The sequence below is a fragment of the Streptomyces anulatus genome (assembly GCF_000721175.1).
Taxonomy (GTDB): domain Bacteria; phylum Actinomycetota; class Actinomycetes; order Streptomycetales; family Streptomycetaceae; genus Streptomyces; species Streptomyces anulatus_C.
This window is the reverse complement of sequence record NZ_JOEZ01000002.1, coordinates 201604-215322: the sequence shown is the minus strand read 5'-3', so window position 1 is coordinate 215322 and position 13719 is coordinate 201604. Positions and strand designations below refer to the sequence as shown.

11 protein-coding genes are annotated in these 13719 nt (G+C 71.2%); 7 read left to right on the top strand and 4 right to left on the bottom strand.

Translation table 11 applies throughout. The annotated features are described in order from the left end of the window. The first annotated feature begins 298 nt into the window (after positions 1–298). The gene (locus IG90_RS0102725; protein WP_030576872.1) at positions 299–1144 is read left to right on the top strand and encodes an LLM class F420-dependent oxidoreductase; all 846 of its coding nucleotides are present in this window, start codon (positions 299–301) and stop codon (positions 1142–1144) included. Between the two features lie 159 nt (positions 1145–1303). Continuing rightward, positions 1304–2788, top strand: a complete 1485-nt coding sequence (locus IG90_RS0102720) for a peptidoglycan D,D-transpeptidase FtsI family protein (protein ID WP_030576870.1) — start codon at positions 1304–1306, stop codon at positions 2786–2788. A 97-nt stretch (positions 2789–2885) separates the two neighbouring features. Here the strand turns inward: IG90_RS0102720 and IG90_RS0102715 are convergent, their stop codons facing one another. Beyond that, the gene (locus tag IG90_RS0102715; RefSeq protein WP_030576868.1) at positions 2886–3605 is read right to left on the bottom strand and encodes an HAD family hydrolase; all 720 of its coding nucleotides are present in this window, start codon (positions 3603–3605) and stop codon (positions 2886–2888) included. 314 nt (positions 3606–3919) lie between these two features. Here IG90_RS0102715 and IG90_RS0102710 point away from each other — a divergent pair, with 314 nt between their 5' ends. Next, entirely contained in the window at positions 3920–6502 is a 2583-nt protein-coding gene (locus tag IG90_RS0102710; RefSeq protein WP_030576865.1) for a bifunctional FO biosynthesis protein CofGH, read from the top strand. Positions 6503–6630: 128 nt separating this feature from the next. Further along, positions 6631–7305, top strand: a complete 675-nt coding sequence (locus IG90_RS0102705; protein ID WP_030576862.1) for a class I SAM-dependent DNA methyltransferase — start codon at positions 6631–6633, stop codon at positions 7303–7305. Positions 7306–7319: 14 nt separating this feature from the next. On the opposite strand, the gene IG90_RS0102700 is transcribed toward IG90_RS0102705, so the two are convergent. After that, on the bottom strand, positions 7320–7781 hold the full coding sequence (locus tag IG90_RS0102700) for a nuclear transport factor 2 family protein (protein WP_030576859.1): 462 nt from the start codon (positions 7779–7781) through the stop codon (positions 7320–7322). An 88-nt stretch (positions 7782–7869) separates the two neighbouring features. Between IG90_RS0102700 and IG90_RS0102695 the strand changes: the two genes are divergently transcribed. Both IG90_RS0102695 and IG90_RS0102690 read left to right on the top strand, forming a co-directional pair. Continuing rightward, positions 7870–8439 (top strand): TetR/AcrR family transcriptional regulator, encoded by a 570-nt coding sequence (locus tag IG90_RS0102695; RefSeq protein WP_030576856.1) that lies wholly within the window; start codon positions 7870–7872, stop codon positions 8437–8439. Positions 8440–8675: 236 nt separating this feature from the next. Continuing rightward, a complete protein-coding gene (locus tag IG90_RS0102690; protein ID WP_030576853.1) occupies positions 8676–9497 on the top strand; it encodes an NPP1 family protein in 822 nt (273 codons plus the stop codon). A 430-nt stretch (positions 9498–9927) separates the two neighbouring features. Here IG90_RS0102690 and IG90_RS0102685 read toward each other — a convergent pair whose 3' ends face one another. Both IG90_RS0102685 and IG90_RS0102680 read right to left on the bottom strand, forming a co-directional pair. Beyond that, positions 9928–10461, bottom strand: coding sequence for a GNAT family N-acetyltransferase (locus IG90_RS0102685; protein ID WP_030576850.1), 534 nt, complete (start codon positions 10459–10461; stop codon positions 9928–9930). 603 nt (positions 10462–11064) lie between these two features. Next, the gene (locus IG90_RS0102680; RefSeq protein ID WP_030576847.1) at positions 11065–12195 is read right to left on the bottom strand and encodes a helix-turn-helix domain-containing protein; all 1131 of its coding nucleotides are present in this window, start codon (positions 12193–12195) and stop codon (positions 11065–11067) included. Positions 12196–12319: 124 nt separating this feature from the next. On the opposite strand from IG90_RS0102680, the gene IG90_RS0102675 reads away from it, so the two are divergent. Continuing rightward, positions 12320–13705, top strand: a complete 1386-nt coding sequence (locus IG90_RS0102675) for an FAD-binding oxidoreductase (protein ID WP_233435885.1) — start codon at positions 12320–12322, stop codon at positions 13703–13705. The last annotated feature ends 14 nt before the right edge of the window (positions 13706–13719 follow it).

Below are 13719 nucleotides of genomic sequence, written 5' to 3'. Positions count from 1 at the left end.
ACGCGCCCGCCGCCTCCCGTCGCCACGGGCACCGGGGAGCCGGTGACCCGGACTCCGCTCCGTACGGCGGCCACCAGCGCGTTGTCCCACTCCACGAGGGCGATCCGGTCGTCCGGGGGCCAGGGCCCGTTCCACACCTCGACCGTGTCCGCGTCCGCCGAGGCGGAGCTTCGAGCGCGGGCTCCCTGATACGCGTACGGATACGGCCGCGGGTCGACGGTCTCGGATTTCGTTGTCGTACGGCATACCTTGGCCCTTCGCGCGCATGACGCGCTGACGGACGACGGAGGTGTTCTCGATGCGGATCGCCACAACGATCTTCCTCACCGACGAGACGGTGACCCCGGTCAGGCTCGCCCGCGAGCTGGAGCAGCGAGGGTTCGGCGGGCTGTATCTGCCCGAGCACACGCACATCCCGGTGAGCCGCCGCACGCCGTACCCGATGGGCGGTGAACTGCCCCGCGAGTACGGCCGCACGCTGGACCCCTTCGTCGCCCTCGGCCAGGCCGCCGCCGTCACCGAGCGCCTCACCCTGGGCACCGGCATCACCCTGGTCGCCCAGCACGACCCGATCGGCCTGGCCAAGCAGGCGGCCACCCTGGACCACCTCTCCGGCGGCCGGTTCACCCTCGGCATCGGCTACGGCTGGAACGTCGAGGAGGCGGCCGACCACGGGGTGGAGTGGTCGACGCGCCGGGACCTGGGGCGGGACCGGATGGCCCTGATGCGGGCCCTGTGGGCGGACGAACCGACCGGTTACGAGGGTGAGTTCGGCTCCGTACAGGCGAGCGAGGCGCATCCCAAGCCGGCCCAGCGCCCCCGCGGCCCGGTCAACGGCCCGCGCACCCTGATCGGCGGCGGGGCGGGCCCGAAGCTGTTCGCGCACATCGCGGAGTACGCGGACGGCTGGCTGCCCATCGGCGGCGGGGGACTCACCGAGTCCCTGCCGAAGCTGCGGGCGGCCTGGGAGGAGGCCGGGCGCGACCCGAAGGACCTCCACGTGGTGCCGTACGCGGTCCTGCCCAGCCCCGGGAAGCTCGCCCACTACGCGGAGCTGGGCATCGAGGAGGTCGTGCTCCAGCTGCCGCCGGCGGACGAAGCGGAGGTCCTGCGGACGCTGGACGGGTACGCCGCGTACCTCTGAGGAGACCCGCCCCGGGCCCCGTGAGAAGCGGCTCCCCGGGCCCGCCGGTGCAACCGGGCACGCCCACAGGGCATCCTTACTCACCGGGGATCGCATACGCGGGCCCGGTCGGCAGGCACCTCGCCGCGCGGACCGGAGCCCGCCCGGGTGGGGAGTGGAATGAACAGGCCGTTGCGGCACATAGCCATCTTCTGCGGGCTGCTGGTGCTCGCCCTGCTGCTGCGGGCGAACTGGCTCCAGCACGTCGACCGCCAGGAGCTGGCCCAGCACGAGAACAACGCCCGGGTGCGGTTCGAACGGTTCTCCACCCCGCGCGGCGACATCATCGTCGGCGGCAAGGCGATCACCGGGTCGAAGGAGACCGAGAGCCGGGACTACGCCTTCCTCCGGACCAACAAGGACGGTGCGATGTACGCGCCCGTCACCGGGTACGCCTCCCAGTCCCGGGGCACCTCGCTGCTGGAGCGGACCTACGACAGCGTCCTCAGCGGCCAGGACGACCGCTTCGCCTTCCGGCACGCCAAGGACGTCCTGACCGGCCAGCCCAGGCGCGGCGGCGACGTGATCACCACGATCGACGCCAAGGCGCAGAAGGCCGGCTACAAGGGGCTGACCGACCTGGGCGCCCGGGGTGCGGTGGTGGCCCTGGACCCGCGCACCGGCAAGGTGCTGGCCCTGGTCTCCACGCCCTCGTACAACCCCGAGGTCTTCGCCGGGATCTCGTTCAAGGAGAGCGACCGCTTCACGGCGCTGGAGAAGAAGAAGGCCAAGCCGCTGGCCAACCGCCCGCTGCGCGAGACGTACCCGCCCGGCTCCACCTTCAAGATCCTCACGGCCGCGGCGGCGCTGGAGCACGGCGTGGTCACCGACGTGGACGCCCGGACGGACGCGGTCTCGCCCTACCCGCTGCCGCTCTCCACGAACAAGATCGGCAGCGAGGCGGGTGACGCGGTCTGCGGCAAGGCGTCGATGAAGACCGCCATGCAGTACTCCTGCAACAACGTCTTCCTCGACGCGGCGGCCGAGCTGGGCGAGGACCGGATGCGGGAGACGGCGGAGAAGTTCGGCTTCAACGAGGACGTCTACGCCGAGGAGTTCGGCGACCTGCTCGCCACGAAGAGCCTCTACCCGCCGAAGCTCGACAAGCCCGGCACGGCCCTCACCGGCATGGGCCAGGGCAGCCTCACCAGCACCCCGATGCAGATGGCGATGGTCACGGCGGCCCTCGCGAACGACGGCAAGCTGATGCAGCCCTACATCGTCGACGAGCTGCGCGGCCCGGACCTCTCCACGTTGGAGAAGAACGAGCCGGCGGAGATGAGCCAGGCCGTCTCGCCGGAGACGGCGAAGAAGGTCCAGGAGATGATGGAGCACACCGCGAAGGAGGGCAGCGCCCAGCGCGCCCTGATCGACGGTGTCACGGTCGGCGGCAAGACGGGCACCGCCCAGCGCGGTGTGAACGTGCGGGACGAGGTCCCGTACGGCTGGTTCGTCAGCTACGGCAAGAAGGACGACGGCCGCTCGGTCGCGGTCGCCGTGTTCATCGACCCGACGGACATGGACATCTCCCGCTCCGACATCTCGGGCGGCCGGCTGGGCGCCCCGATCGCGAAGAGCGTGATGCAGGCGGTGCTGGGGGACTGAGGAATGCCCGGCCCTCGATGACGGAACCCACGCTCCGGTGGACGGTTCCGTCATCGAGCGGCGGACGGGCGGGAAGCGCCGCGCGCCCGCCGTGACCTCAGCGCACCGATTTCAGCCCGCCCCGCCGCACCACCTTCGCCTCCTCGTTCTCGGACGCGTCCGGCGACCCGTCCGAGGCGGCGGACCCCGCCAGCCCCACCAGATCCGTCAGCGCGTCGATGCGGAAGTCCGCCGTCTCCACCACGTCCGGGTGGTCCGCCCACCAGTGCCCGTACGGACCTCGCCGCAGATGCGCCGTCCGCATCCCCGCCGCCGAGGCCGGGAACAGGTCGTCGGCCGGGTGGTCGCCGACGTACAGCGTCGCCGCCGGGGCCGCTCCCGCCACCTCGGCCACCCGCGCGAAGAACCCCGGGTCCGGTTTCCGTACGCCCCACTCGTCCGAGGTGACCACCAGGTCGGCGGGCAGGTCCAGCGCCCGCAGCAGCTCCCCGGCCCGTACCGTGCCGTTCCCCGCCACCACGACCCGGATGCCCGCGGCCCGCAGCTCGCCCAGCGCGGGCCGGACGTCCTGGTAGAGATCCGACTCGTCGAGGTGTTCTCCGCGCCCGGCGGCGGCCCGCGCGCGACAGGCCTCCTCGACGTCCATGTCGGGCCGCAGGACCCGCAGCGCGTCCGTGGCCTCGCGGCCCTGGGCGACGGCCGCACCCACCAGCGCACTGAGTGTGTGCGGTGGTACGCCGAGCCAGTTGGCCCAGGACGCCCAGTGCCGGTCGTCGCGTACGAGGGTTTCGCCGATGTCGAGGACGATCGTTTCCATCACCGTTCCGACACTAAGGGCTGTCCCGCAGTTCCCGGTGGATCAGCGCGCGGCGTCAGATGCGGTGCATCGCAAGGCGGAGGGGCATCCGCATACTGGATGTATGGGGATGTTCCGACAACGCGGCGAGGTGCCGTAGCTGTCGTCGTGCGCCCGCCGGGAATTGCTGGACAGCCCTTAGGCGTGGGGACACCGTCGAAGGGCTCTCATCCAGGTGAGTCGGCCCGCACGAGTGACCACGGCTACCCCACAACCTGCGAATCCTGGCCCGAGGCCCTGGTCCGGCGCACGCGCCTCGCTCGTATGCTCGGTTCATGACCGATCCTCAGAGCGGACGCCCCACCTCCAACGCCATGCGGCGCGCGCTCAGACGTGCCCGTGACGGTGTCGCCCTCGATGTCACCGAGGCCGCCGTCCTGCTCCAGGCGCGCGGCGACGATCTGAGGGACCTCGCCGCCTCCGCCGCCCGGGTCCGGGACGCGGGTCTGGAGGCGGCGGGCCGGCCGGGCGTGATCACGTACTCGCGCAAGGTCTTCATCCCGCTCACCCGCCTCTGCCGTGACAAGTGCCACTACTGCACCTTCGTCACCGTCCCCGGCAAGCTCCGCCGAGCCGGCCACGGCATGTTCCTCTCCCCGGACGAGGTGCTGGCCATCGCCCGCGAGGGCGCGGCGATGGGCTGCAAGGAAGCGCTGTTCACCCTCGGCGACCGCCCCGAGGACCGCTGGCCCGAGGCGCGGGAGTGGCTGGAGGCGGAGGGGTACGACGACACGCTCGCGTACGTACGGGCGATGGCGATCCGGGTCCTGGAGGAGACGGGCCTGCTGCCCCACCTCAACCCGGGCGTGCTGACCTGGACCGACCTCCAGCGCCTCAAGCCCGTGGCCCCCTCGATGGGGATGATGCTGGAGACGACGGCGAGGCGCCTGTGGTCCGAGCCGGGCGGCCCGCACCACGGCTCCCCGGACAAGGAGCCGGCCGTACGACTGCGCGTCCTTGAGGACGCGGGCCGCTCCAACGTGCCCTTCACCACGGGCATCCTGATCGGGATCGGCGAGTCGTACGAGGAGCGCGCCGACTCCCTCTTCGAGCTGCGGAAGACGGCCCGCGCCTACCACGGCATCCAGGAAGTCATCGTGCAGAACTTCCGTGCCAAGCCGGACACGGCGATGCGCGGGATGCCCGACGCGGAGCTGGAGGAGCTGGCCGCCGCCATCGCGGTGGCCCGGCACATCCTCGGCCCCTCAGCCCGCATCCAGGCCCCGCCGAATCTGGTGGACGCCGAGTACGCGCTCCTCATCGGCGCGGGCATCGACGACTGGGGCGGGGTCTCGCCTCTCACGCCTGACCACGTCAACCCCGAGCGCCCCTGGCCGCACATCGAGGAACTGGCGGAGCGAACGGCCGAATCGGGCTTCACGCTTCGCGAACGCCTCACCATCTACCCGGAGTTCATCCAGCGCGGCGAGCCGTGGCTCGACCCTCGCCTCCTCCCGCACGTCCGCGCCCTGGCCGACCCGGAGACGGGCCTGGCCCGCGAGGACGCACTCCCCGTCGGCCTGCCCTGGCAGGAGCCGGACGAGGGGTTCACCTCCTCCGGCCGCACCGACCTGCACGCCACCATCGACACCGAGGGCCGCACCGGCGACCGTCGCGACGACTTCGACGAGGTGTACGGGGACTGGGAGGCGCTCCGAGAGGCGGCGGCCCCCGGCATGGTCCCGTCCCGCATCGACGCCGACGTACGCCAGGCGCTGAGCCGGGCCGCCGACGACCCGACGAAGCTCACCGACGACCAGGCCCTCGCCCTGCTCCACGCGGACGGCCCGGCGCTGGACGAACTGTGCCGGATCGCGGACACGCTGCGCCGGGACGTGGTCGGCGACGACGTCACGTACATCGTCACGCGGAACATCAACTTCACCAACGTCTGCTACACCGGCTGCCGCTTCTGCGCCTTCGCCCAGCGCCGTACCGACGCCGACGCGTACACCCTCTCGCTGGACCAGGTCGCGGACCGGGCGGCGCAGGCGTGGGACGTCGGCGCGGTCGAGGTCTGCATGCAGGGCGGCATCCACCCGGACCTCCCCGGCACGGCGTACTTCGACATCGCGCGTGCGGTGAAGGAACGCGTTCCCGGCATGCACGTGCACGCCTTCTCGCCGATGGAGGTCGTCAACGGGGCGACCCGCACCGGGATGTCGATCCGCGACTGGCTGACGGCGGCCAAGGAGGCGGGGCTCGACTCGATCCCCGGTACGGCGGCGGAGATCCTGGACGACGAGGTCCGCTGGGTCCTGACCAAGGGCAAGCTGCCCACGGCCACCTGGCTGGAGGTCATCAGGACGGCGCACGAGGTGGGCCTGCGCTCGTCCTCGACGATGATGTACGGGCATGTGGACCAACCCCGCCACTGGCTGGGCCACTTCCGCACCCTGTCCCGGCTCCAGCAGGAGACCGGCGGCCTGACGGAGTTCGTGACGCTCCCCTTCATCCACACCAACGCCCCGGTCTACCTGGCCGGCATCGCCCGTCCGGGCCCGACGGACCGCGACAACCGGGCCGTCACCGCGATGGCGAGGCTGCTGCTGCACCCGCACATCACCAACATCCAGACGAGCTGGGTGAAGCTCGGCACGGAGGGGGCGGCGGAGATGCTCCGCTCGGGCGCGAACGACCTGGGCGGCACGCTGATGGAGGAGACCATCTCCCGGATGGCGGGGTCGAGTTACGGCTCGTACCGCTCCATCCAGGGCCTGGAGGCCATCGCCGAGCTGGCGGGCCGCCCGTCCCGCCCGCGTACGACGCTGTACGGGGAGGTCCCGGCCGAGCGGGTCGCGGCGGCCACGGCCTCGGACGGCCACCTGCCGGAACTGCTGCCGGTGCTGCCCGGCTGAGGGCGGGGGAGGGGCGGTACGGGGCAGGGGGCAGCTCCCCGTAAAGCCCCGAACCACCCCGAACCGCCCTGTATCGCACCGCTCTGCAGCCCATGGCTTTCCTGCAGGTGGGTTATAGCGTTGGCGTGATGCAACCCCCGCACCTGGACGCGATCCGGCAGTCGTACGACGCCGTCGCCGCCGACTACGCCCGGTCCGTCAAGGACCCCGCCGAGCTGGACCCGCTGTCGCGCGCCGTGCTGGCCGCGTTCGCCGAGCTCGTCACGTCGGCGGACCTCGGGCCGACGGCCGATGTGGGCTGCGGACCGGGGAAGGTGACCGCGTACCTGTCCGGGCTGGGCGTTTCCGCCTTCGGGGCCGACCTGTCGCCGAGGATGGTCGAACTGGCCCGCGCGGCCCATCCGGACCTGCGCTTCGACGTCGGCTCGATGTCCGCGCTGGCGTCGGGTGACGGCGAACTCGGCGGCATCCTGGCGTACTACTCCACGCACCACCTGCCGCCGGAGTCGTTGCCCGGCGCGTTCGCCGAGTTCCACCGGACGCTGGCACCCGGCGGGCACCTGCTGCTCGTCACCCGGGTCGGCGAGGGCGGACACCAGCGCCTGACGTACGGCTACGGCGGCGACCCCGCCCCCTTCGACAGCTACCGGCTGCCCGCGGACCGGATCGCCGGACTGCTGGAGCAGGCGGGGTTCGTCGTCACGGGGCGGGTGGTGCAGGCGCCCGACGAGGGGGCGAAGCGGCCGGTGGCGAGCTTCCTGGCCCACAAGCCGGCGGCCTCTGACCCCCTCCAACAGGGCTGACGGGGCTGACAGGGCTAACGGAGTGGGATGTCGGCCCCGTGTTCGTCGGCGGGCCGGGGGCCGTGGATGCGCCGGTCGGCCTCGGCGATGACGACATCGTTGATGCTCGCCTCGCGCCGCCGCATCAGGCCGCGCTCGTCGAACTCCCACAGCTCGTTGCCGTAACTGCGCCACCACTGGTCGTCCGCGTCGCGCCATTCGTACTGGAAGCGGACGGCGATGCTGTTCTCGTGGAATGCCCACAGGCTCTTGCGCAGTGCGTAGTCCAGCTCGCGTTCCCACTTGAGGGTCAGAAAGGCGACGATCTCCTCGCGGCCTTCGACGAACAGGTCCCGGTTCCGCCAGACGGAGTCCGGCGTGTAGGCGAGGGCCACCCGCCGGGGATCACGGGTGTTCCACGCGTCCTCGGCTGCCTGGACCTTCTGCCGGGCCGTCTCGTGAGTGAACGGCGGGTAGGGCGGGCGGTCTTCCTGCACGGTGGCCTCCTCGTGTCGAGAACGAGCGTTCTCCGTCTGGGAGGGTCTAAGGTAGGGAACGATCGTTCTCAACGTCAAGGAGTCCCCGATGCCGGCCCCGATCGCCGAGGAGCAGAACCGCCTGGACCGTGAGGTGTTGCTCGACGCGGCGGAGCGGCTCTTCTATGGGCGAGGCATCCGGGCGGTCGGGATGGACGCGGTCCGGGAGGCGTCCGGTCTCCCGCTGAAGCGCATCTATCGGTTCTTCGCGGCGAAGGAAGACCTGGTGGTGGCGGTGCTCCGGCGGCGCGACCGGCGGTGGAGGGGAGACCTGGCCGCCCGCGTGGAGCGGATCGAGGATCCTCGCGAACGTGTGCTCGCGGTCTTCGACTGGCTCGCCGCGTGGTTCGAGGAACCGGGCTTCCGCGGCTGCGCCTGGATCAACGCCCATGGTGAACTCGGCGCCTCGTCCGGCCCCGTCCTGGCCGAAGTCCGTGCGCACAAGCAGGCGTTCCACGATCAGCTCGCGGCGTGGGTCCGTGCGGCGGGGGCGCCGACGGCCGTCGAGCCGGTCTTCCTGCTCGCCGAAGGGGCCATCGTGGCGGCCGGTGTCAGCGGTGAAGCGGCCCCGGCCCGCCACGCGCGCGAAGCCGTGGCGAGGCTGCTCGACAAGCCGTGACCGCGAGCCCTCCGCCTGGGTGCAGGCGGCCGAGAGCAGGACCGCCGGGGCGTACGCGGCCCGAGCCGGACCATCCGGGCGCGCGCCGCCGTCGGGCGTGATGTCGCCGCGACGTCAAGACAAGTAGTGACGGTGTACGGACAATCGTGGGGTTCTTCCTCCAGACTGCGAAAGGCGCCCCGCGCCGAGGCGAGCAGCCGCCTCGGCCGCCAGTCCCGCGAGGAGAACCAGCCAGCATGCGCACTCCGCCTTCTCCGGCCGCCCGCACCGCGTCCCCGGCCGCCCGGGGCCGCACCTCCCGCGCCGCCGCCGTCCTCGCCGCCGCGGCCCTGCTCGTCCTGATCCCCGCTTCCACCGCCCACGCCGACCCGCCGCGGAACCTCCCCCAGAACGCGGGCGGTTACGAGCAGGCGTTCTCACCGGCCTTCGACTACGACGGCGACGGCTGCTACGCCACCCCCGCCATCGGCCCGGACGGCACCCTCGCACCCGGCCTCAAGACGAGCGGCGCGATCAACGGCAGTTGCCGGGACCAGTGGGACCTGGACAACTCCCAGACGTACGCCCGCTCGAAGTGCAACAACGGCTGGTGCGGCATCGTCTACGCGAGCTACTTCGAGAAGGACCAGGCCGTCCACGGCAGCGGACTCGGCGGGCACCGCCACGACTTCGAGCATGTGATCTCCTGGGTCAACCAAGGCTCCAACCAGGTGGATTACGTCTCGACGACGCAGCACAGCACCGTCAGGACCTACCCGCGCTCGCAGGTGCGGTTCGACGGTTCGCACCCCAAGGCCGTCTACCACAAGGACGGCCCGAGCACGCACTTCTTCCGCCTCGCCAACGGCAACGACGAGCCGCCGGAGAACCACTACGGCAACTGGCGCTACCCGCCGATCGTCGACTGGAACGGCTTCCCCAGCACGGAGTTGCGCGACAGGCTCATGAACGCCGACTTCGGGTCAGCGACCATCAAGGTCACGGACAAGGACGACCGCTTCCGCAACCTGCTCAACAACTCCAAGCCCGCCGGAATCCCCTTCGACCCCTGGGCCTGAAGGTTCCCGTGCCGCCCGGGGCCCGCGCTCCGGGCGGCGAGGTCCGCCACGCCAGGGGAAAGGCGCGTCGGTGGGACGCTCCGCGAGACCCTGATCCGCTTGAGGACGTGGACGCGGAGGTGGCTTCGGTCAGCCGGTTCACGTCGTAGCGGGGGCGTAGTCCTTGCCGGACTCACCGGACTCACCGGACTCACCGGACTCACCGGACTCACCGGATTCGCATGGCTCGACGCCGAGTGTGGCGGGGTCCGCATCCTCACCGAGGGCCGTGGAACCCGCGTGAGCCGGCGGTGGATGACGTGTCTGCCGCGGTCGCTTCCGGGGTCATGCGCGCCGCGCCAGGCGGCGGCCGGGGCGAGATCACGAGCGCCCGTACTCAGCTTGTTCTTCCCGGCAACGGAGCCTTCCGCAAGGCCGGACATCGGGTACCTCAGAGCTGTTTCGTGGTGAACAGCGTGGTCCCGTACACCGCGTCCACTTCCCTGCGCTCGGTCTCGGTGAACCCGACCTTGGCCAGCACCCGGCGAGAAGCGGTGTTCCAGTCCCAGACCGTGGCCCACAGACGTCCGTACCCGGACACTGTCGCCCATTCCAGAACCGCCGACGCGGCCTCGGTCGCATATCCCTGACACCAGACTCGGCGTAGCAGCTCGAATGCCAGTTCCGGTTCCCCTGCCGATCCTCGCCCGCTGTCTACAAGCCCGCAGTAGCCGATGACGTCACGAGTGGCCTTCCGCTCGACCGCCAGCAAACCGGTCGACCACAGCTCGTCGGTGCGGATCGAACTCTCAAGCTCCTCGACCGTGGGGTGTCCATCCGCGTCGATGCGGCGATGCGGAGGCACTCGTGGATCACGTTCGGTCCACAGCTCACGCTGGACGACAGCCTCGGCCACCCGCCAAGGTCGGAGCAGCAGGCGGCTCGTCTCAAGTGCAACCTCGCTGCCCGGCACGCCAATTGTCATATCAGCAACCATCTCATGCGCCGTGCGTGTTCGGCCGTGCCCGGTGGACGCGTTGATCCTTACGCCGAACGGCACGCGGCTGAATGGCCCCGCGTGACAGCTGAAGGCGGAAGGCGGAAGGCAGGCTCAGGGGTCGGTTGGGTAGACACGAGGCCTGCGCCGCCGGCCGGTGAGGACGGAGGCGCGGGCCCTGCGGTGTACGGCGCTGGGGGCAGCGCTCAGTCGGGCGCGCGTGACGTCTTCCGGATCTTCCGGCAACTCGGAGCACTGATTGCCTTCCATGTAGGCAACTTCGGTCATCCCCGCATCCCCGACCCCTCGCCGTCGTCCTGTTGGCAGGCAATTGCGTGCCTCTGTCGAGCGTAGGGCGGCGGCCGTGACGATGGGGACACGAACGGTGATCGCCGCCCGTCAGAGGCACCTCTTCGCGCTGAGGAACGCAACGACATGAACGACACCTCGCAGCTCCGCCTCCTCCCCTGGAGGTCCGCCGAAGGGAAGCCCTGCACCTGTCCCTGCGGGAAGTGCTGGTCGTCGCGCACAGCCGGGGGGCAGCGGATCCCGGACGCAGGTGACCGGTGACGGGCGTGGGCATGCCCGTCGTCAGTCGGTACGGACCCGGGTCGTGTTCTCCTCGGCCGGCGGGGCGTAGTACTCCGTGAACAGCTTGCCCACCAACTCGCCCCGGCTGCCGACCCCCACCTTCTCGAAGACCGCCTTGATGTGGTCCCGGACCGTGTGCGGGGAGAGGTGCAACTGCGCAGCGATCTCGCCGGTGGGGAGGCCGCGGGCGATGTACTGGGTGACCTCGGTCTCCCGGTCGGTGAGTTCGTACGCGTCCACGATCAGGGGGACGATCTCCGAGGTCTTCGCAGGCTCGATCACCACGGCGGATGCGCCGAGCCCGCCGCCGGTCTCCCGCAGGCAGGAGGCGTGGCAGACCAGCCAGCGGCCCGCACGGTTCCGTACGCGGGCGCGGGACCGGCCACGGTCCCGCTCCTGGGCCACCGCGCGGGCCTTCATCGCGGTCGCCTGGATCCAGGACGGCACGCGGATGCCTTGGGGCGAGGGGACGGCGGGGCCTTCGGGGAGGGTGTCGAGGTAGGCCAGGGCGTCGTCGTTGACCGACAGCAGTGCGCCTTTCGCGTCGAAGAGGAGGAGCCCCGGGCCGTGCGGGGCGTCCGGCAGTGGCTGCGGTGCGGGCTCCGCGAACGAGCGCAGGCGCCTGGCGAGCGGGGTGATGACGGAGGCGATCAGCCGGGTCTCGGCGGTGTCGAAGGCCGCGCGTCCCTCGGTCCGGAACAGGCTGATGTGCCCCTGCGGGCGGCCGTCGACGCGCAGGACCGCCCGTAGTTCGTCGTGGAATCCGCGCGGGCGCATGAATGTCTCGTAGAGGGTGCTGCGTGCGGGCAGGTCGCCGGTGGTCTGACGGAGCCCGGCGACCGGCATGGGCGCCCGCGCCAGATCGCGGAACGAGTTGACGTTCTCGGTGAACAGTTCCGACTCCCAGTAGACCGCGCAGCCACCCTCGTCCAGGTTCTCCGCGCGGATGGGCGCGGTCATCATGCCGGTCACCGGGTCGGTGACGCGCCACACCGCCGCGTCGTACGGCATGAGACGTCGCAGGCGGGTCGAGGCCTCGGCGAACATGCCGAGTGCGTCGGTGGCCTTCATGGACCGGGAGAGCAGTTCCGCCCGGCCGACCGACGTACGGGAGAGTTTCGAACCGGTCATCCCATGAATGTGCCAGGTTGGTCCGGCCGCTCCAACCCCTCAAGTAGGGGATGGGAGAAGGCTTCCCGGACAAGAACACTCCTCCTCATCCACCGTCGCTCGGCACGAGAGGAAGGACGTGATCGTGGCCGGACCGCTAACTGGACCACCTGAACATGCAGGCGTCGCCGGGAAAGCCCTGGACGGGCTTCTCTCCCGGCTCAGGGGTGAGGCCCTCACCCCTGAGGACCCGGGGTACGCACGGGAACTCGCGGGCTTCAACCGCATCGCGCAGCACCGGCCCGACGTGGTCGTCGCCGCCCTGTCGGCCGAGGACGTGTCCGCCGCGGTGTCCTTCGCCGCCCAGGAGCGGCTCCCCGTCGCCGTCCAGGCGACCGGCCACGGCATAGCCGCGCCCCCGCCCGGCGGGGTCCTCGTCTCCACCCGCCGGATGAACGCGGTCGCCGTCGACCCCTTCACCCGTACGGCATACGTGGAGGCCGGGGCCCAGTGGCACCAGGTGATCTCCGCCGCCGCGCCACACGGGCTCGCTCCCCTCAACGGGTCGTCCCCGCTGGTCGGCGTAGTGGGCTACACCCTGGGCGGCGGACTCGGGCCGCTGGGGCGGCAGTTCGGGTTCGCGGCAGACCATGTGACCCGTATCGAGGTCGTCACCGCCGACGGGAGCATCCGGCAGGTCACCCGCGACCGGCACCCGGAACTCTTCTGGGCGCTGCGCGGAGGCAAGGGGAACTTCGGAATCGTCACCCGGCTCTGGTTCGGCCTGATGCCGGTGCGCCGACTCTACGGTGGGGGGATCCATTTCCCCGGCGAAGAGGCGGCGCAGGTCCTGCACACCTGGCGGCGGTGGACCGCGACCGTGCCCGAGGAGATGACCTCCTCCGTGTCGCTGCTGCGGCTGCCGGACGTGGCGGACGTGCCGCGGTTCCTCCGGGGGACGTTCGCCGTGCATGTGCGGATCGCCTTCACCGGCCCCGCCGAGGAGGGGGAGCGGCTCGTCCGCCCGCTGCGCGCGTGCGGTACGCCGTCGGCGGACTCGGTCGCCGAGATGCCGTACGCGGCGGTCGCCGACATCCATCAGGACCCGACGCGTCCGCTCCCGTACCACGAACGCAACATCGTGTTGAAGGAGTTGGAGGTGGGTGCCACCGAGGCGCTGCTGGAGGTGGCCGGGGCCGGTTCGTCCTGCGGCGATCTGATGGTGGAGGTGCGTCATCTGGGCGGCGCGCTCTCCCGGCCCGCCGAGGTGCCCAACGCGGTCGGCGTCCGCGAGGGCGCGTACACGCTGTCCACTCTCTCTCCACCCGGTTCGCCGGATGTGGTCCTGGGGCCGATGGAGCCGTGGAGTACGGGACTCCGCTATCTGAACTTCCTCGCCGGGGCGGACACCGCCGGACCGGCGGGGGAGTGCTTCGGCCCGGAGACCCTGAACCGGCTGGCCCGGGTGAAGGCCGCGGTCGACCCCGGCAACCTCTTCCGGCTCGGCCACCCCATCGCGCCCCGCCCCTGAACGCGTCGGCCGTC

Bases quoted from the DNA above. Each gene is read 5' to 3' on its own strand.
- IG90_RS0102725 (WP_030576872.1), top strand. From the start codon at position 299: ATGCGGATCGCCACAACGATCTTCCTCACCGACGAGACGGTGACCCCG.
- IG90_RS0102720 (WP_030576870.1), top strand. From the start codon at position 1,304: ATGAACAGGCCGTTGCGGCACATAGCCATCTTCTGCGGGCTGCTGGTG.
- IG90_RS0102715 (WP_030576868.1), bottom strand. From the start codon at position 3,605: ATGGAAACGATCGTCCTCGACATCGGCGAAACCCTCGTACGCGACGAC.
- IG90_RS0102710 (WP_030576865.1), top strand. From the start codon at position 3,920: ATGACCGATCCTCAGAGCGGACGCCCCACCTCCAACGCCATGCGGCGC.
- IG90_RS0102705 (WP_030576862.1), top strand. From the start codon at position 6,631: ATGCAACCCCCGCACCTGGACGCGATCCGGCAGTCGTACGACGCCGTC.
- IG90_RS0102695 (WP_030576856.1), top strand. From the start codon at position 7,870: ATGCCGGCCCCGATCGCCGAGGAGCAGAACCGCCTGGACCGTGAGGTG.
- IG90_RS0102690 (WP_030576853.1), top strand. From the start codon at position 8,676: ATGCGCACTCCGCCTTCTCCGGCCGCCCGCACCGCGTCCCCGGCCGCC.
- IG90_RS0102685 (WP_030576850.1), bottom strand. From the start codon at position 10,461: ATGACAATTGGCGTGCCGGGCAGCGAGGTTGCACTTGAGACGAGCCGC.
- IG90_RS0102680 (WP_030576847.1), bottom strand. From the start codon at position 12,195: ATGACCGGTTCGAAACTCTCCCGTACGTCGGTCGGCCGGGCGGAACTG.